This is a genomic window from Rhizobium sp. 01T444 (assembly GCF_056398305.1).
This window is the reverse complement of sequence record NZ_JBFTPD010000004.1, coordinates 119,430-137,640: the sequence shown is the minus strand read 5'-3', so window position 1 is coordinate 137,640 and position 18,211 is coordinate 119,430. Positions and strand designations below refer to the sequence as shown.

Annotated in this window: 11 protein-coding genes; 5 read left to right on the top strand and 6 right to left on the bottom strand. The window is 54.4% G+C overall.

Annotated features, from left to right (window positions below):
- The first annotated feature begins 216 nt into the window (after positions 1–216).
- Positions 217–1,962 (top strand): type I secretion system permease/ATPase, encoded by a 1,746-nt coding sequence (locus AC1DTN_RS08985; protein WP_477920668.1) that lies wholly within the window; start codon positions 217–219, stop codon positions 1,960–1,962.
- A gap of 49 nt (positions 1,963–2,011) precedes the next feature.
- Positions 2,012–3,268, top strand: coding sequence for an HlyD family type I secretion periplasmic adaptor subunit (locus tag AC1DTN_RS08980; protein WP_442206845.1), 1,257 nt, complete (start codon positions 2,012–2,014; stop codon positions 3,266–3,268).
- A gap of 198 nt (positions 3,269–3,466) precedes the next feature.
- Here AC1DTN_RS08980 and AC1DTN_RS08975 read toward each other — a convergent pair whose 3' ends face one another.
- The 3 genes from AC1DTN_RS08975 to AC1DTN_RS08965 all read right to left on the bottom strand — a co-directional run bounded on the left by AC1DTN_RS08975 (position 3,467) and on the right by AC1DTN_RS08965 (position 7,524).
- Complete coding sequence (locus tag AC1DTN_RS08975) at positions 3,467–4,720, bottom strand: glycosyltransferase family 4 protein (RefSeq protein WP_477920534.1); 1,254 nt, start codon at positions 4,718–4,720, stop codon at positions 3,467–3,469.
- Positions 4,721–4,788: 68 nt separating this feature from the next.
- Entirely contained in the window at positions 4,789–6,054 is a 1,266-nt protein-coding gene (locus AC1DTN_RS08970; RefSeq protein ID WP_477920532.1) for a nucleotide sugar dehydrogenase, read from the bottom strand.
- Between the two features lie 579 nt (positions 6,055–6,633).
- Positions 6,634–7,524 carry a glycosyltransferase family 2 protein gene (locus tag AC1DTN_RS08965; RefSeq protein ID WP_477920530.1) on the bottom strand — a complete coding sequence of 297 codons (891 nt, stop codon included), beginning with the start codon at positions 7,522–7,524 and terminating at the stop codon, positions 6,634–6,636.
- Positions 7,525–8,810: 1,286 nt separating this feature from the next.
- On the opposite strand from AC1DTN_RS08965, the gene AC1DTN_RS08960 reads away from it, so the two are divergent.
- Complete coding sequence (locus AC1DTN_RS08960) at positions 8,811–9,665, top strand: calcium-binding protein (RefSeq protein ID WP_113184822.1); 855 nt, start codon at positions 8,811–8,813, stop codon at positions 9,663–9,665.
- Between the two features lie 551 nt (positions 9,666–10,216).
- Positions 10,217–11,413: an O-antigen ligase family protein gene (locus AC1DTN_RS08955; protein ID WP_477920528.1), complete on the top strand. Its 1,197-nt coding sequence runs from the start codon at positions 10,217–10,219 to the stop codon at positions 11,411–11,413.
- Positions 11,414–12,081: 668 nt separating this feature from the next.
- On the opposite strand, the gene AC1DTN_RS08950 is transcribed toward AC1DTN_RS08955, so the two are convergent.
- A complete protein-coding gene (locus tag AC1DTN_RS08950; RefSeq protein WP_477920526.1) occupies positions 12,082–13,143 on the bottom strand; it encodes an acyltransferase family protein in 1,062 nt (353 codons plus the stop codon).
- Positions 13,144–13,531: 388 nt separating this feature from the next.
- Here AC1DTN_RS08950 and AC1DTN_RS08945 point away from each other — a divergent pair, with 388 nt between their 5' ends.
- Positions 13,532–15,016, top strand: a complete 1,485-nt coding sequence (locus AC1DTN_RS08945; RefSeq protein ID WP_477920524.1) for an SGNH/GDSL hydrolase family protein — start codon at positions 13,532–13,534, stop codon at positions 15,014–15,016.
- Positions 15,017–15,326: 310 nt separating this feature from the next.
- Here the strand turns inward: AC1DTN_RS08945 and AC1DTN_RS08940 are convergent, their stop codons facing one another.
- Positions 15,327–16,643 (bottom strand): UDP-glucose dehydrogenase family protein, encoded by a 1,317-nt coding sequence (locus AC1DTN_RS08940; RefSeq protein WP_477920522.1) that lies wholly within the window; start codon positions 16,641–16,643, stop codon positions 15,327–15,329.
- Between the two features lie 102 nt (positions 16,644–16,745).
- On the bottom strand, positions 16,746–18,173 hold the full coding sequence (locus AC1DTN_RS08935; RefSeq protein ID WP_477920520.1) for a mannose-1-phosphate guanylyltransferase/mannose-6-phosphate isomerase: 1,428 nt from the start codon (positions 18,171–18,173) through the stop codon (positions 16,746–16,748).
- Positions 18,174–18,211: the final 38 nt, after the last annotated feature.

Below are 18,211 nucleotides of genomic sequence, written 5' to 3'. Positions count from 1 at the left end.
AGGCGCATGTTGACATTAATTTTGTTGAGAGATTCTATTTTACCCAAAATTTATTTTATTTTAGGTTCGAGATCGGAGGCGCGACCTTGCCGTCACAGTGTCGCATATCTTTTAAGACGTTTCTGTGATGTTACAGAGTAGATCGCCGGAGGGGGAATTACCTTTGAGCGCTGTTCAGAAGGTGTCGAAGATTTGAATAATTTGATAGCTGGCTTTGTGCTGCCACGGAACAAGAACACGGGTGCCGAGGCTTTCTCGCGCTGYAAGAGCGCGTTCGTGGTCGTCGCACTGGCAAGCGCTCTGGTCAATATTCTCTATCTGACCGGTTCGTTTTTTATGCTGCAGGTTTACGACCGCGTCATTCCCAGTCGAAGCATCCCTTCTCTCATCGCGTTATCGCTGCTCGCACTTCTTCTCTACGTTTTCCAGGGCGTTTTCGATGTTTTGCGCGGCCGTATGCTCGTCCGTATTTCCGGCGTCTTCGATGAGGTGCTGAGCGGGCGTATTTTCAACTCGGTCATGATGGGACCAGTCAAAACAAAGGTTGACGGCGACGGGCTGCAAACCCTTCGCGATTTTGACCAGATCCGCAGCTTTCTTTCGAGCTCTGGCCCGGCGGCGTTTCTGGACTTGCCCTGGATGCCCATCTACATCGCGATATGCTTTATGTTTCATCCGATCATCGGAGCGATTGCCATCGGAGGCGCATTGGTTTTGGTCGCGCTGACATTCCTAACCCATCGAGCAGCGCAGGTGTCCACAAAACAGGCGACCGAACTCGGCAATCGGCGCAATGCTTATCTGCAGGCCGCCCAGAGGAACGCCGAAGTCGTTCAGGCCATGGGAATGAGGGGCGATCTGGCCGACAGGTGGCTCGAACAGAATGATGCATACCGGATGATGTCGCGCGCAGGTTCCGACACCGGCAACGTCTATTCCACGATCTCCAAAATTTTCCGGGCGGTCTTGCAGTCCGGAGTGCTTGCAACTGGCGCCGTTCTGGTAATCGAAAACCAGGCGACCGGCGGGATCATTATCGCATCGTCTATTCTTACGTCGCGATCACTGGCGCCAGTCGAACAGGCGATTGCCAACTGGCGGGGGTTTGTTTCAGCCCAGCAAGCATGGAAACGTCTCAAGACTACCTTCCGTGAATTGCCGGAGAATACGACCCCGCTCAGGCTACGCGCACCTTATCGCCAGCTGACTGTGGAACAGCTCGTGAGCGGTCCCCCCGGCAGGCAAGACTTCACCATCATGGGAATCAGCTTTTCGGTCGATGCAGGTAGTGCTGTCGGCGTGATCGGTCCGAGTGCGTCCGGTAAATCGTCGCTCGCCCGCGCGATTACGGGGATCTGGCCTGCCTATCGCGGTTCGGTCCGGCTTGACGGCGCCGCGCTCGATCAATGGGACGACACCGCCCTCGGTGCACATATCGGCTACCTGCCACAAGATATCGAGCTTTTCTCGGGCACTGTTGCCGAGAACATCTCGCGATTTCAGCCAAATGCTGAGGCTGAAGCGGTTATTGCTGCTGCTGAAATCGCCGGAGTGCACGAGATGATCCTGCGGTTGCCGAACGGCTATGAAACCCAGATTGGTCCAAGTGGCTCGATGCTGTCTGCCGGTCAAAGGCAACGCGTCGCGCTGGCGCGCGCGCTTTACAAGGATCCTTTTCTTGTTGTCTTGGACGAACCCAATTCCAACTTGGATGCTGACGGAGAAGCTGCACTTGCAGAAGCAATTCTTGCCGTGCGCCGGCGCGGCGGTATCGTGGTTATTATTGCGCATAGACCTAACGCGCTTGCCGGTTGTGACTTCGTGTTGATGATGAAGGACGGTAAACTTGCGGCATTCGGGCCCAAGGATGAGGTGCTTGCGCGCGTTCTGCGGCGGGAAATCAAGCCAATTCCAGCAGAACGATCGACCCTGAAAATCGTTGGCGACTCCCAGGAGCAGTAACATCGTGACGGTATCTGAATCTCAGCGTTCGCTACGGCGCCATTCGGTGATGGTCGTTGCAATGGCAATCTTGCTTGTCGGCAACATCGGGGGGTGGGCAGCGACAACAACACTTTCAAATGCCGTTGTCGGCGAGGCGACTGTTGTTATCGACGACAACGTCAAGAAGATACAGCACCTTGTTGGTGGTATTGTTTCCGAAATTTCGGTTAGCGAAGGCAGCCATGTCAACGCAGGTGATGTGCTGCTAAGGCTCGACGGGACTTCCGTTAAGGCCAATCTCGGTATCATCAACAGTAACCTCGCGCAGCTCTACGTGCGTAGAAGTCGTCTCGAGGCGGAACGACTTGGGCAGCCCAGTTTTTCAATGGACGAACTGGAGGCAAAGGGTGTTGATCTCGAAGGAAATAAGCTGCTGATTGACGGCGAAATGCAGCTCTTCAAGACGCGTCAATCTTCAATGGTTGGACGCAAAAAGCAGCTTGAAGAGAAAATGGCGCAGCTTGATGAGGAGATCAAAGGCGACACCATACAGCTGCAGGCGATCGACGATGCCACCTCTCTCGTCAACGAAGAGCTTGCCGCAACAGAAGAGCTTTATGAAAAGAAGCTCGTGACCATGCAAAAGATCAACAGTCTGAAACGTCAGAAGGCCGATCTTGATGGCAGTCGCGGTAGCCGGGTAGCATACCGCGCGCAGGCGGAGGGCAAAATTGCCGAGATCAAACTGCAGGTTCTTCAGCTTGATGCGGACCAAAGTGCCGAAAATTCCAAGGACTTGACGGATGTCGAGGGCAATATTGCTGAGATGGAGGAGCGTCGTATCGCTGCTCTCGATCAGCTTCAGCGGCTGGATTTGAAGGCTCCGCTGAGCGGCCGTATTTACCAACTCTCAGTCCACACGGTCGGCGGCGTCGTCACTCCAGGCGAAACGCTTATGCTGCTGGCGCCAGACAATCGTGCACTCACGGTCGAGGCAAAGATCGCAACGCGCAACATCGACCAAGTGCATGTCGATCAGGATGTCGACATTCGATTCACTGCATTCGATCAACGGTCGACGCCGGAAGTTCAGGGCAAGGTCTTGTCGGTATCTCCAGATGCCATCACCGAAGAGCGGACAGGCGCAAAATATTATCCGGTGCGCATAAGACCGGAACCCGAAAGTCTCGCAAAGCTGCAGGGTATGAAGCTTTACCCGGGCATGCCGGCTGAAATCTTTATCAAGGTTGCCGACCGCTCAGTCATATCCTATCTGACTAAGCCGCTAACGGACCAGATGAAGCACACCTTCCGCGAGGAATAATCGAATACCGGACTGCGTTAGAGACCCCTCAAAAAAGCACTGCTGAGATCGCGGGCAGAGCGACCATGGTGAATTGCGAAGGCATTGCATCTTGGGGATTCGCTGCCGGTAAGCCATCAATGGGTGAGCAATAAAAATAAAGCCGCATGAGAGCAAACTCATGCGGCTTTTTGTTTGGGCTTGCTTTGCTAACGAAAATCAGCTCTGCCGCTTCACCTTCTTGTAGGCAGCGATCAGATTGGGGATCTGGTACGGCCATGCAAGGCTGCTTGCGACACGTTTGCGGCCAATGGCGCCCATCCGCGCACGCTCTTCCGGATTTTCGAGGAGGGCCACGATTTTCTCAGCGAAATCCTTCGCATCGTTGGCCTTTGCATAAAGCGAGGCTTCCTCAGCGCTACGTCTGCCTTCGGTAACGTCAAACTGAACGATCGGCTTGCCGAGCGCCATGTATTCGATGATCTTGTTCATCGTCGACTTGTCGTTCATCGGGTTGACGCGGTCGGGATTGACGCAGACGTCGGATGTCGACAGCACTTCGAGAAGATCATGGTCGGATACGCGTCCCGTGAAGGTTACGCACTCTGCAAGGCCCATTCTTTCCGCATCGGCAGCCAGGCCCTTGGCGCTCGGACCGCCACCGACCAGGACGAACTGAATGTCATCGCGACCCATCTGGTTCTTGATGTAGGCCACGGCATCAAGAAGGATATCAACGCCTTCCTGAGCACCCATCACGCCTACGTAGCCAACGAGGTACTTTCGGCTCTTCTTGAGCGCTTCATTGGGTTCGACGGCAACGAAGCGTGAAAGATCCGGTCCGCTTCTGACGACGTAGATATCCTCGGCTTTCTTGCCTCCGCGCACCTGGGCGATTTCGCGATAGCTTTCGTTTGTCGAGATGACGACGCGAGCGCTCTTGAAGGTGATCCACTCGAAGCAGCACATCAGTCTCCAGAAGAAGCCACGCTTTTCGTACTTGGCCTCGTAGAGCTCGGGATTGATGTCGTGATGATCGAAGATATACGGAACACCAAAGAGCCGGAATTGCCAGGCCACCAGGAAAATCAGGTCCGGCGGGTTGCAGCCGTGAACTGTATCGAAGCCGTGACGGAAGAAAATCTTCCAGGCAAGGACAGTTTCCCAAAAGAGCGCGACACCATATTCCAGCAGGTAGCCTAATGCTCCGCTTGCATCGAGCGGCAGGGGATGCCGGTAAACATGGATTCCCTCGATGCATTCGTAGCGTTCGGTGAAGCCCTTTCCAGTCGGGCAGATGACGCAAACCTGCGCACCGGCGGCGGTCAAGGTCCTGGCTTCCTGCCAGACGCGACGGTCGAAGGGAACCGGCAGGTTCTCGACGACGATCAGCACTTTTCGCCCCTTCAGGGGCAAGACACTCAGATCTGTCGCATCATCCGGGGCCATATCGATTGTTTCTTGAATTGCCATCGATTGCCTACTCTCGATAATTCTCAAAGAATCGGCCCCCGGAGAGGCCGACGGCGTGTTTTTGCTTCTTAGTGCAAGGTATTCGTGTCAACTGTCTTGGCAGCTTTCACATCTATCTTTGCCAAACTTCCGTTTGTGTCGATCACCAGATCGTATTCGGTGCTTTCGGCCTCTTGCTTGGAAACCATGATTTCCGAGATGGATGGAAGGTGCGAGAAGGCATAACCCATATTCTGACCCAGCAACTGCGTTGGCTTGACGGCCGGATCGTAGATGCTGAGCTTGTAGCCGGAGGTGATCAGCTTGTGGGCTAGGTTAAGCTGGGGGCTTTCGCGCAGGTCGTCGCTTTCTGCCTTGAACGCGAGTCCAAGCATGAGGATGTTCGCCTTCGGCGCGACGTCGCGCGTAACGTAGTCGAAGATGAAGCGTTTGTGCGCCTCGTTCGAACGCAGCAATGAATCGACCAAGTGATTAAAAGCGCCGACCTCCTCGGAGATATGGGCCAGTGCCCTGACATCCTTGGGAAGGCAGGAGCCGCCGAAGGGGCCACCGGGGCGCATATAATAAGGCGAGATATTCAGCTTGGTATCCGAGACGAAGATCTTGTGTACGGTCTGGGGGTCGATATCAAGCTGGACGCAGACGCGGCCGATTTCGTTGGCGAATGCGACCTTGACCGCGTGCCAGGTATTATCGACGAATTTGGTGAACTCGGCTTCGCGGTAGCCGGTTACGAACATTGGCGCACTGATATTCTTATAAAGTTCAGTCATACGCTCGGACGGCTGACCGTTCTGAGTGCCAACGACGATTTTCGGCGGATTGAAGTAATCCTTAATGGCCACGGATTCGCGGAGAAATTCAGGATTGTAGACGATTTCGACCAACTTGCCGAAATCCTTGCCAAGATGCGCCTTGAAGATCGGTGCAATCAGTCCGTCGATCGAACCCGGCCGGATCGTGCTACGGAAGACGACAGTCAGCGGCTTCTCGCGACCGGCGTCCACGCCCAGAGCAATCTGACGCGAGACTTCGGCAATGAATGTCATATTGTGCGAGCCGTCAGCTGCACTCGGCGTACCGACGCAGACAATGGCCAGATCACATTCCGAAAGCAATGTTCCGACCTTCGAGACGACCGTCAGGCGATTGTCAGCCAGACCTGCCGCCAGGAGGTCGTCGAGCCCGGGCTCATAGATTGGCGAATGCCCGGAGAGAATGAGTTTTACCTTGTCTTCGTGAGGTTCCACGCCGACGATGGAATGACCTTCTTTGAGCAGGCATCCGGCACCTGTGAGACCGACATAGCCAAGGCCAAAGATTGCAATTTTCATTCGCACGCTCCTGGGGTTTGTGACTGTGCGGAGATAGTCGAAAATTTACATCGATTACGCAACCGCAAAAAATGAACGTTTCGCCGATGATCAATTTCGATCACATTTGTATAGTGCATATGACATTTTCGAAATAGCCATTCTGGGGATTTTTTCGAAAAGGGGCAGGCGAAGCTTCGACTGCTGGCGGCATCGAATTGTTTTTAAACGATTTTTTCGGTTTTCTCTTTGCTCCCTTTATGCTCGTCGGGCATGACGGCACATTTCTTGGCTGGTCGCTGCAGCAACGGCGATCAGTCAACGAAAAATTGTGCAATGCAGCATTCACGTTGTATTTGGGGGCTCGAAAGGTCGCGATTGATCCATGAATTTGAGAAATTTAGTGCCAGCTGTGATTCAAAAACGACAAGCCCACCCTTCCTTCAAAGGGTGGTCAAATGATCTGAACTGGCTGTTCCCTGGGGCGCCAAACCTATGTTTGCAGGGTCTGAACGCCGATGGCGTCATCAAATTCAGACGCGGAATACCTGCGTTCAGAGGACGCCACCTGGGGTGATGCCATCTGAACGCTGGAATTCTCTAGTAGCGATTTGAATAGAAAGCGCCAGCGGCCAGCAGCTTCAGAGCGCGGGTGACGTTTTGCGGGCCTGCGTTCGCCGACAGGCTCTTCCATGCATGCTTAAAGCCCATGCTAGGAGAGCCGATCGTGCGAACTGCGATTTCAGCCATCTTCATCTCATGGGCGGCGATGATGATATTTCTCTGCCGCTGATTGCTGACGCTCGCCAATATTTTGTCGCGCATCATGTTGTGGCCAAGAATGAGCTTGTCGATATTGCGGGAAAGCTTGTCGTTTCCGTCATAGCTATAACGCACCATTATTTCGCTGGTGCTCAGGAGCGAAGAAATCTGTGACAGACGGAACCACAGATCCCAGTCTTCGCAATTCGGCAGGCTTTCGTCAAATCCGCCAATATCCATGAAGCTGCTTTTGCGGATAAGCGCAACAGAAGCCGAGCCGAAGATATTTCCCTGGCTGAGATGTTCGAGCGTGATTACCCTTGGCGGCACACGCGAAACGCTTGGCCTATCGATGTAGTCGTATTTCATCCCGCAGCCGGCTGCAGGGCATTTTTCGTCGTCCGACAGGAGCTTCAACTGCAGCTCCATTTTTTCGGGAAGCCACTCATCGTCGGAATCAAGCAGAGCAAGCATGTCGCCCGACGCCGCGCGGCAGCCTTCATTTCTTGCGCCAGAGGCGCCTCGGCTTTTGCTCAGGAAAATTGGCTTAATAATTGAATGCGCTTCGGCAAGCTGGCTGATTGCCGCCGGAGTAGAATCTGTCGAGCCGTCATCAACGATGACTATCTCTTGTGGAACTACCGTTTGAGCTAAAATACTGTTTACGGCTCGGATGATCTCGGTAGGCCGATTCTTAACAGGTATTACTGCTGATACAGCGTAAGCCATTAGAATTCCTCGCGAATGAATCCCTACGCCCCGTTCAGGCCTAGAATGGATATTAATATTCCCTGGCGATTGCAACGCCTAAATCTCTGTGGAAATTGGCGACATTGCGGCCTGACTTTGACCTTCATAAAGAAATAATGGCGGTCCAACTGGATCCCCAGGGCCGGCATAGGGTCGATTAGCGCAGTGAAAACAAATGGCTAAGGCTTCACGTGATGCACGCTGGCGCCTTATTTATAAGTGAATGAATGCGTGCAAATTGGCCCTGAGAGGCACTGCCTGAATGCGGCTCACCGGTGGTTTCCACAGGCGACGATCAATCGATATCTTCGGAATTGAGCCGTAGGGCCTGACAGCAGGGTGCCTCATGACCTGAGTATTATAATGTGCGCCAATGTCTCGAAGGGCAGTCCATGGAGGCTCGCGATCACATCTTGAAATATGGTCGTGCCAGTTTATCGCGCGACGACGTGTGAAAAGTTTGCGACCGGGGCCGTTCCCGGATCCACGGATGCGGGCCACCATAGAACGCGCTATTCAGCGCGATCTTGTGGCATTCACCGAAGTTGGAGGCGCTTGGGATATTAGGAAATCCTCGCGCTCACACGGTTCGGCCACCGGATTTGCGCCATGCCGCCGGTCATCGCACCTCGTCTAGCGGCCCGGCTTGCTCGCCGCAGCTCGGCAATGGCTTTCCGGTGTCAGGTCCGCAAGGTTTAGTCGAGCTGAGAGCCAGTACCAGAGCCTATGAGCGGTTGCCTACGCTCTTTGCGTGGTGGGGGCCCTCGTCAAAGTTGATGGATTTTCGCTCGAGGCCCGTCACATCCCAGCGCCAGCGCTCCTGGCTTGTTTCTGGTTTTAACACTGGTCGTTCCAGCTAGAATATCGGCGGCTCAAGCCGAATAAATGAAGTCGATTGGGCGCTCGGTCGCCATTATCCGCGATAGATAGAATGAAACGAGTCTGCGGAAGGCCCCGTGACATTGAAAGTCTGCAGGCGGCGTCGGTTTCTCGGCTACGCTACCTCACCTAATTGGCACCCCTCAATATCGCTATTCTTGTAATTCTCTCCGTTGGATATTTTAACGTGCAATAGTTGCGATGTTCCGCTGTTGAGCGCGAGTACACTTTAAGCGGGTGATCTCGAGTTAAGTATATTTTTATCAGCCCAATTTTGTTCTCAACTTCAGGGTTTACAATATATTAATTCTTTAATAGTCAAGGGAACGAAAGCCGACAGCGCTTCACTATAAATATCTTACTTGTGTTTCAAAGGGAGAATCGAAATGGCTAACGTTCTGGGTACCAATTCAGACGACACTCTCAAGGGTACGGCTGGAAATGATGAGATTCGTGGGCGCGACGGTAACGACACAATCTATTCTGGTAACGGTGACGACAAAATACTCGGTGGTAACGGCAACGATCTGATCGGCAGCGGCACCGGAAAAGATGCAATCTACGGTGATGCTGGCGACGACGTAATCAACTCGCGTGAAGGCGACGACTTCGTCTTCGGTGGTGCTGGTAATGACATCATTGCCTCCGGCGACGGTAGCGACCATGTTTGGGGTGGCGAAGGCAACGACGCGATCTACGGCGGCGCAGGCGACGATTTTCTGGGCGGTGGTGTTGGCAACGACATCGTGCGCGGCGGTACCGGCGCTGATTTCATCACTGGCGATGCTGGCGATGACCGCGTTTACGGCGACGAAGGCAACGACATCGTTCACGGCAACGAGGGCAATGACCGCGTATACGGCGGCGTCGGCAACGACAAGGTGCTCGGCGACGACGGTAACGATTTCGTCTTTGGCGATGACGGCGATGACGATGTCTACGGTGGCGCTGGCGACGACTTCCTTTATGGCGGCGCAGGCAATGATTACCTGGTAGGCGGCACCGGTAAGGACACTTTCGTTTTTGAAAGCGGTTCGGATTACATTGCCGACTTCACCATCGGTCAGGACAAGCTGAAGTTCGGTGCTGCTGGTGTAAGCCAGTATAAGTTCGCCGACATCATCTCGCATGCTGCTCAGGACGGCGCCAATACCGTCATCACGCTCGATGCGAACCATATCGTGACACTGCAGAACGTTAATGTAGCGGATCTTCACGCTTCCGATTTCCTCTTTGCATAATCGAGAGCCGGAAGGTCATAACCAATTCGATCTGGCGTGCGAAAAGGCATGACAGACGGGTTGGGGATTTACTAGAGAGTTCAAGGCGGCTGTATCGATGGATATTGCCGCCTTAATTGTGGGCAATCGAGCGTTCCGCCGGTGGCAATTCTCCTGCCCGGTGGCTGATGCTGGCAGCATTTCGAGTGCGCAGCCACGAAATAGCCTGGATAATCTGTCCAAATTGGTTGCTGGAAAATCAGGACGATGATTGTGGCGAGTCCGCCGGCACGATACCTGAAAATTCTGGATTAAGGGACATGCCCGGTTGCTTAATTATACGCGCGCCGTCATCCGACGCTTTATGGTGCATTGCGAAAAAATGAGGATTGAAGATATATAGGTCCTTGAATGTTGACGGTGACAGGCCGAGCACGCTTTGTCGTAGAAGGCCATATTGCTGAATCGATGCGCCAGTTCGACATAGGACCATACTCGATTCGGTTTTGTTGATACGAAAGAGCATATCAATTACGTCCTTCTAGTTAAGTTAGGTCAATTGGAAGCGATATATGGCGTTTAGAGCGATCTTCGTCTTTTCTCTTGTGTTGCTGGTATTTAATATCGGCGCGGCGCTGCATCTTTCCGGTAGTAACGCTATTGAGAAGTCTTTTTTTATACTTGCTTCTTTCGCGATTTTGTTTCGCGGTCGCCCCGACAGAACGATATTGGCGCTTCTTTTTGCGGAATTGTTGCTTGTAATTATTCTGGGCGCCTCGACGCCCTATAACGGCTTCAGTTGGTCCGTTTTATTTGTTTCTTTGAATCAGATCATTGTTCTCTTTGCGTTGCTGGCCGGAAAAACCAGCTACCGAGATCAGCAGCTCATCTGGAAAGTAACCGCGTTCCTGCCGTTGGTATGCGTGGTCCTCGGCTTTGCCTATCAGGCCGTGGGCATCAAACCCATGATCGCCACGGAGTTTGCAACCGGTGTCCCGCGCTATCTGGGCTCGTTGTCGGCGGCGRCATTCACATCAGCGTTGGGAATGTGCGGCGTATTTGCCGGTGTGCAGCTGGTGCTTGGCGGTCAAAAGAAATACGCAGCGCTCGTGCTCATCAGTCTGCTGGTTCTCGTTGCTGCTGGAGGCAGAGCGACCCTGGCGGTTTGTGTTGTGGTGACAGGTGCTTCGGTGCTCGTTCAACGCGGCGTAACCATCACGACCAAGATTTCGCTGGTGGTGATGGGCTTGATCGGCGGTCTGGCGATCGTGGCGGTGTTCTGGGACAATTTTGCGACGCGCTTTCTGCAGAGTGGCGACAGCGGCCGCGGCATCATGTGGGACTATCTGCGTACCGTCATCGACCAGTATCCTTACACGGGCATCGGCTTCGGTCACCAATTCTATATCACGCCGCACGAAATCGAGATTATCGTCGGTTCTACCTCAGCTCATAATGACTTCATCCGGCTCTCGGTCGAGCTCGGCAGCACGGGCATGATCATGTTCTATGTGCTGCTAACCCTTGCTGTGCTCAAGGCCAGCTTTCGGGGTGGCCGTCCAAACGTGGTTGCTATTCTGGCCTATTCTGGCTTCTTGTTCCTCTCCAACTCAGATAATGCTCTTGCTTCGCCTCTGGAATTTCCGCTTATTTTCCTCGCGCTGCTTGCAGGGCATAAAAAGCCCGTTCCTCGAAGGGTGCGTCAAAGACAGGAATTACCGATAATGCAGCAGGTCCCGCATCAAGCTTCCGCTTCTCCAGGAGAATAACAGGAAGCTACGACTGGCTGGCGATTTATCGGCAAGCACTCGGTTAGGTACTGCTCTGTCCAGTAAGGCTCAGTGTCTGCATTTGGCAAACCGGTCGACGGTTCGAGATCCAGTCAGTCTTCCTGTTGAGTGCTCTTGCGGCTTGAGCGCTTGGGTGCCGCATGACCTGCATGCGGTTGGCCTCTATATGTTGATGCCGAAAGTCTGGAGGCGGCTGCATTGCCGAGATTGCCCCGACATTGGGTTGGCTGTTGCATGAGGTCCGGGAAAGCGACCTGGGCCTGCAGTCGTGATGCCATCGAGCGGTCGATTGAGCTGAAATAGTGTCTGCAGAACCTGATGGAAACCGACGATCCTGCAACGCCGCAATTCTGGTCAAGGAGATCAGGTTGGGCGTTGTCACTGGCGGCGAGTTGGGAGAGCTCCACGGAACTCTCTACCCGGCGCATTTCTGGACAAAGTTGGCGAGCTAGCCCGCGATAGATTGTTGAAGAGCTTTGGGTCCTGCCGCAGGCGCCTCGTGTATTGCATGTAATCCCCGCGACAGTAAGGCTTGACGTTCCAACCCGCGCTCTACGGCTTGCTGCGAGGTGATGCCGTATTCGAGCACTTGGCCTAGGATGAACCAACCTCAGGGCAAGTCAAGGCAAGGGCATCTTAACGGGTCATCAGCTTGTTGGAAGAGGTGAAGACGTCGCGCGGAAGAAGCGTCGAATAGGCTCGTCAAAGCACACAGCAGCCAAGTATGCCAACATGATTGCTGTAACCATCGTTATCCCAATCATAGTGAACAAAGCTATGCCTTCAAGCTTCAGCCGGACGCATATGTATGTGCTGATAAGTACAACCGGCATATGCGTAATATACAAGGGGTAGGAAATAAGCCCGGAAAACTTGGCTAAAGCTTCAAATCGAGATGAAGGTTCCCTTACGGCGCCCAGCATTACAATGATCGGGAAGACGAGTAACACGCTCACCAGCTCAAATATGAAGTTAAACCGAGACACAGGAAACAAAAATATCGCGAGCAAGACAACGCTCAGCAAAGCCGGTGACACGGTCGGAATGTTCCTCAAACGACCCGCCATCATCAAGCGCCCGAGCAACACACCTCCTGAAAAAGAGAATGTTACACGAATGGCACCCTCGAAGAGTTCGCTGGAGCTGTCTCCTACATCGAAACTGCCGTGATAGGTCACCATTACAACAGCGGCAACGGCCGAGGCGGCCAAAACACCTAATAATCTCGGCAGGGTGAGGTAGGTCGCGGCCAGCGCATAAACTGCGTTGATAGCAATTTCGAAAAACAGCGACCAGGCTGGTGAATTGAACGGGAAGAGATAATCGTTGCCTTCTACTCGTCCGAAGGGTGATATCAAAAAAGCGTTCAGCGATGCAAACACAAATTCCGAAGTATTAAATTCACCCTTTGGCAGCATTCTCAAAGCAAAAACTGCGGCGCTCAACGCCATGCCAAGTGCAAACAGAGGATATAGTCGACGTAGTCGAACTATCATAAATTGCTTGAACCCCATTCCTTGTTGCAATCTGGCATCATAGGCGATTGCAATAACGAAGCCGCTCAAGGCAAAAAAGAAATCTACTCCGAGGTAACCATGCAGCGATAAAGAGCCAAGGCCGTTTTGCCAAACGATGTGAAAGAAAAGCACCGAGATCGCGACAAGGCCGCGAAGGCCATCGAGCGTCAAATAATGCTGACGAACAGGCATAGTCCTTCACCCGCAATTAAGGTTACGCTGCAGGAATCGATAGCATGCTGCATTAGCGAAAGGAAGCGCAACAATTGTGCGCAGCACTATTTGTTGCGGCATTCCCCAGCCAAGACATTCCCCTTGGTGCCGTCATCCGTCTCATGGACTGGTGGGCCGGATATAGTCTTAAGATTTTTGCAGTTATAGGCGACTGTGGCGCCTGGCGAAAATACGACTGATGGTTCGCGATGAAAAAATTGCTCGGAACATCAAAGGCCGCAGGTCATTTTCGGGTCTCGGACACTGCTGTCCCCAATACCGTTCAAAGCGTTTCGTTGTCATGCAAATGTCGAGTTTTCAGTCATGACTGAACGACGGTGTAGCGCTAAGATCGAGATGGAATGTCATGGATTTACAGCTTTATCGTCGTACATTTCTCGCCGGCTTTTTATCACAATTCGGTTCCTTTTTTGTCCAAAGCTCTCAGGCGTTTTCTGCCGCGATGCCGTCGATCAGGCGGGATTTGCCCAGCCTCCCGCTCAAAGTTGGAGCAAAGGTTATGGGACTGGGGCACAGCTTCGTAGCCAACAGTGGTTATACGGTAATCTATCCAGGGAATCCGACGCCCCGTATCGATACTGTGACAGCAAATTGGCTTGGGACCATCGGGCCGCTACGAAACGTCGATAATCGTTTTAATCTCGACTGCTGGTATGATCCGACCGTGCCGACCAAAGCAGCGGTGACGGGCCGAATGGCGGGGGCGATTGCAGGACGCGGCGGCGAGCACATACCGCAGACGCTCGCGCGATTGCCGTGGTACATTGAGCGGGCACCCGACATCGTTATCCTCGATATTGGCACGAACGACGTTGCCAGTGATAAGATCACCCTTGAGGATGCGATAGCGCGGTACGAAGCGCTTTTGAAGCCTTTGCGAGATGCCGGGATCTGGGTCGTTTCCATGTTGCCCGTCGACCGTATCGGTCACTCAGTTGGGGCCTGGCCTGCGAGTGATCCGCGGCATGCCCTCAGCAACGGCCTTGCTGACCACATCGTCTCCATCGACGGCCGGGACGGCGTCAAAGTTGTTGATGACCGGGAGGTTCTCTCGAAGGCGATCGCCGAGGGCATCGCAATCACAGAGGACGATGTTCACTTGAACACGGTGGGCCAATGGCTACGCTATTCGGTACTTTTGCCGATACTGCGCAAAATGGTGACGGAAGGCGATTTCTATAGCAGAGATGTGACGTTGGCCAACCTTTCGCCGCTTGGCGGCTTCTTGGGAGGGAGAGGCAAGCGATTCGGTGTTGACGGCGTTCTCGCCGATGGCCTTGTGGCAACACGCGGCGGGGGACAGACGGATAAAATTGCCGGATCAAAGGAGATCGTATCCGATGGCCTGGAAAGGCAGATCTTTACGATCGATCCTGCGGACAACGCAAACGACTCCCGGGTGTGCACGTTAACGCTGTCCTGGCCCGACATGGACCTGGAGAAACTCGGTCTCTCTGTGGGCGATTGGGTTGAAGCGGGGTTCGACTACGAATTGTCGGAGAGCAATGACTGGCTCGGGCTCGAATTTAGTCTCGAGGCGAACAGCCGGCCGGCAATATGCCGTTATGCTGCAGTCGGCGGCATGATTGTGCGCCTCAACGCCACGCAAAATGGACCACGATTGACAGCGCCGTTGTCCGGGAGAGCAACCATCCCGCGCTTTAGATTGCTTGGATCGGATGATGTCGCAGCTCCGGCAGATTATATTCGAAGCTCGCTGCGGCCGATCCGCCTTCACTGGAACAAGGATTCTGCAGACACACTGGTCGCAAAATTCTCTCCAATCATCATCCGCAAAAGTACCGATCCCCGTCCTGCCTGGAATCTGTGAAACGCGCCAGCCGTTGCTCTGTCGGCGGTCGGGTCGGCAGGTCGAAGAGAGCCAACTCCATACGACTTGCTTGCTTCAGCAGCCCGGCGGATTTTCGATATCGTGGCCGCTGGCTTTAAACGGCAGCGTGCCTCTGACTCGCCGCCCGGCAAAGACGTGAGCGAGGGCAGGGCGCATGTCCCAACGCCGAATGAGGCATCTTCTGCGGATTGCAATACAGCGTAGAAGGCCGTTTAAGCCCGCTAATCATGCTCGCCTTCACCGAATAGAACTGACGAGCCCTGCCATTCTGTGGTGAACTGGAGCAGCCTTAAACTTTTTCGGGTTTCTTGCCGACGGCAAAATAGCCGAAGCCATATTTGGTCACTTCGTTGACCGGATAAATGTTTCGGAGGTCAACGATAACCGGCTTTTTCATGATGGTCTTGAGGCGCTTGAGGTCGAGCGCGCGGAATTCGTCCCATTCGGTGACAATGACGATTGCATCGGCATCCGCGGCAATCTCGTATGGGTCGTTGCCATAGACGACCGGGCCGAGCATATCCTTTGCCGCGTCCATGCCCTCCGGATCGTAGGCATGCACCGTTGCACCACCATCGAGCAAAGCCTGGATGATCGTGAGCGACGGCGCATCGCGCATGTCGTCAGTGTTCGGTTTGAAGGTGAGACCGAGGACCGCAATCTTCTTGCCACGCACGTCGCCATCGCAGGCGGCGATGACCTTGCGGCCCATCGCGCGCTTGCGATTGTCGTTGATCGCAACGGTCGTCTCGATCAGGCGAACCGGACTGTCGAAGTCCTGCGCGGTCTTGACGAGAGCGAGCGTATCCTTGGGGAAGCATGAGCCGCCGTAACCGGGGCCTGCATGCAGAAACTTGTCGCCGATACGCTTGTCCATGCCGATGCCTTTGGCAACCTTCTGGATGTCGGCGCCGATCTTCTCGGAGAGGTCGGCAATCTCATTGATGAAGGTGATCTTCATCGCCAGGAAGGCGTTGGCGGCGTATTTGATGAGTTCGGAAGTGCGGCGTTCGCAGAAATAAAGCGGCGCTTCATTGAGGTAAAGCGGGCGGTAGACCTCGCGCATGACCTCGATGGCACGCGCATCCTCAGTGCCGATCACGATACGATCGGGGCGCTTGAAATCGGTAATAGCTGCGCCCTCGCGCAGGAATTCAGGATTGGAGACGACGGAAATATCCTTTTCCGGAAACTCATCTCGGAAGATCCGTTCGATTTCGTCCCCGGTACCGACCGGCACGGTGGATTTTGTCACGACCACCGTGAAGCCCCTGACGGCGGCAGCGATCTCTCGCGCCGCTGCATAGACATAGCTCAGGTCTGCATGGCCGTCTCCGCGGCGGGACGGCGTGCCGACCGCAATGAAGACTACGTCGGCTTCGCCAACGGAAGGGGCGAGATTCTTCGAGAAATCGAGGCGGCCGGCGCTGCGATTCTGCTGGATAATGGCTTCGAGACCGGGCTCGTAGATCGGCACTTCGCCCGCTTCAAGAGCGTTGATCTTGGCTTCAGATTTGTCGACGCAGGTTACATGGTGGCCGAAATCTGCAAAGCAGGCACCCGAGACGAGGCCAACATAACCCGAACCAATCATCACAATGCGCATGGCGTAACCTTCGTTCAACAAAAAGTGGCCCGACCATCAAGGCGGACCACTATCCGTTACAGGGGCGGAGAACCAAGTTCAAGACCGCCAAAAAGCTTAGGTTCAGGTTCTGCCGAACTCGTCGACGATACGGATGATATCGTCTTCGCCAAGATAGGAGCCTGTCTGAACTTCGATGAGCTCCAGCAGAATCTTGCCGGGATTTGCAAGGCGATGGACCTCACCGAGCGGGATATAGACCGACTCGTTTTCGCGCAGCATCTGCACATTGTCCCCGATCGTAACTTCGGCTGTTCCCTTCACCACGATCCAGTGCTCGGAGCGATGATGGTGCTTCTGCAGCGACAGTTTCTTGCCAGGCGTCACGAAGATACGCTTCACCTGGAACCGATCGCCATTGAAGATCGAGGTGTAGCCGCCCCATGGACGATAGGATGTGGGATGCGTCTCGGTCAGCTTCGACGTCTTCTTCTGGCCGGCAAGCAGCTTGACGAGCTTGCCGACTTCCTGGCTCTCCTTCAACGGTCCGACATAAACAGCATCTTCGCTGGCGATGACGGCGACATCGTCCATGCCCTGGACGGCGAGGTGAACGCCATGGGTCATGACGAGCGAGTTGCGGGTGTTGACAACAGTCGTGTTGGCGGCCGCGATGTTACCGTTTTCATCCTGAACGCCGGTTTTCCATACCGCATCCCAGCTGCCCATGTCCGACCACCTGAAGGCGGAGGGCACGACCACCGCCTTGGACGTCTTTTCCATGACTGCGTAATCGATGGAGATGTCGGGGCTCTTTGCGAAGTGTTCGGCATCGAGACGCGTGAAATCGAGATCACGCGTTGCTTTGGAAAGCGCCTTGTCGGCTGCCTTCAGCACATCAGGCGCATATTCCTGCATTTCGGAAAGCAGTTCGGCGACCGGGAACATGAAGATGCCAGAGTTCCAGTAAAAGCCACCGGCGGCCAGCATTTGCTCGGCCTTCTCGCGTGCCGGCTTTTCGACGAAGCGCTTGACCTCGTGCGCGCCGCTGGGAAGCTGCTTGCCGACCTCAATGTAACCATAACCGGTCGCCGGCTCCGTGGGCGTGATGCCGAAAGTGACGAGCTTGCCCTTGAGAGCCGCATCCCGTGCGGTGCGGATGGCGTCGAAATAGGCTTCATCTGCCAGGATTTCATGATCGGACGCCAGCATCTGGATGATAGCTTCCTTGCCGAAATGCTCGGAGGCCAAGCTTGCAGCCGCCGCCACTGCCGCAGCAGTGTTGCGGGCAACCGGCTCCAGCAAGACCGCGGCAAGCGGAATATCGAGTTCGCGGGCCTGTTCCGCAACGAGGAAGCGAAAGTCCTCATTCGTCACGACGACAGGGGCTTCGTAAAGCGCCGGATCGGAAACGCGGACCAGGGTTTCCTGAAACAGCGTCTTGTCCCCGACAAACTGGATGAACTGTTTCGGCGCGGTTGCGCGCGAGAGGGGCCAAAGGCGCGTGCCCTTGCCGCCAGCCATGATCACGGGGACGATTTTCTGTGTCATCGGATATTCTTCCTTGAAATGAACGGCCAGGTTTGTCG

Bases quoted from the DNA above. Each gene is read 5' to 3' on its own strand.
- AC1DTN_RS08965 (WP_477920530.1), bottom strand. From the start codon at position 7,524: ATGGCTTACGCTGTATCAGCAGTAATACCTGTTAAGAATCGGCCTACC.
- AC1DTN_RS08940 (WP_477920522.1), bottom strand. From the start codon at position 16,643: ATGCGCATTGTGATGATTGGTTCGGGTTATGTTGGCCTCGTCTCGGGT.
- AC1DTN_RS08975 (WP_477920534.1), bottom strand. From the start codon at position 4,720: ATGGCAATTCAAGAAACAATCGATATGGCCCCGGATGATGCGACAGAT.
- AC1DTN_RS08935 (WP_477920520.1), bottom strand. From the start codon at position 18,173: ATGACACAGAAAATCGTCCCCGTGATCATGGCTGGCGGCAAGGGCACG.
- AC1DTN_RS08980 (WP_442206845.1), top strand. From the start codon at position 2,012: ATGGTCGTTGCAATGGCAATCTTGCTTGTCGGCAACATCGGGGGGTGG.
- AC1DTN_RS08950 (WP_477920526.1), bottom strand. From the start codon at position 13,143: ATGCCTGTTCGTCAGCATTATTTGACGCTCGATGGCCTTCGCGGCCTT.
- AC1DTN_RS08945 (WP_477920524.1), top strand. From the start codon at position 13,532: ATGGATTTACAGCTTTATCGTCGTACATTTCTCGCCGGCTTTTTATCA.
- AC1DTN_RS08970 (WP_477920532.1), bottom strand. From the start codon at position 6,054: ATGAAAATTGCAATCTTTGGCCTTGGCTATGTCGGTCTCACAGGTGCC.
- AC1DTN_RS08960 (WP_113184822.1), top strand. From the start codon at position 8,811: ATGGCTAACGTTCTGGGTACCAATTCAGACGACACTCTCAAGGGTACG.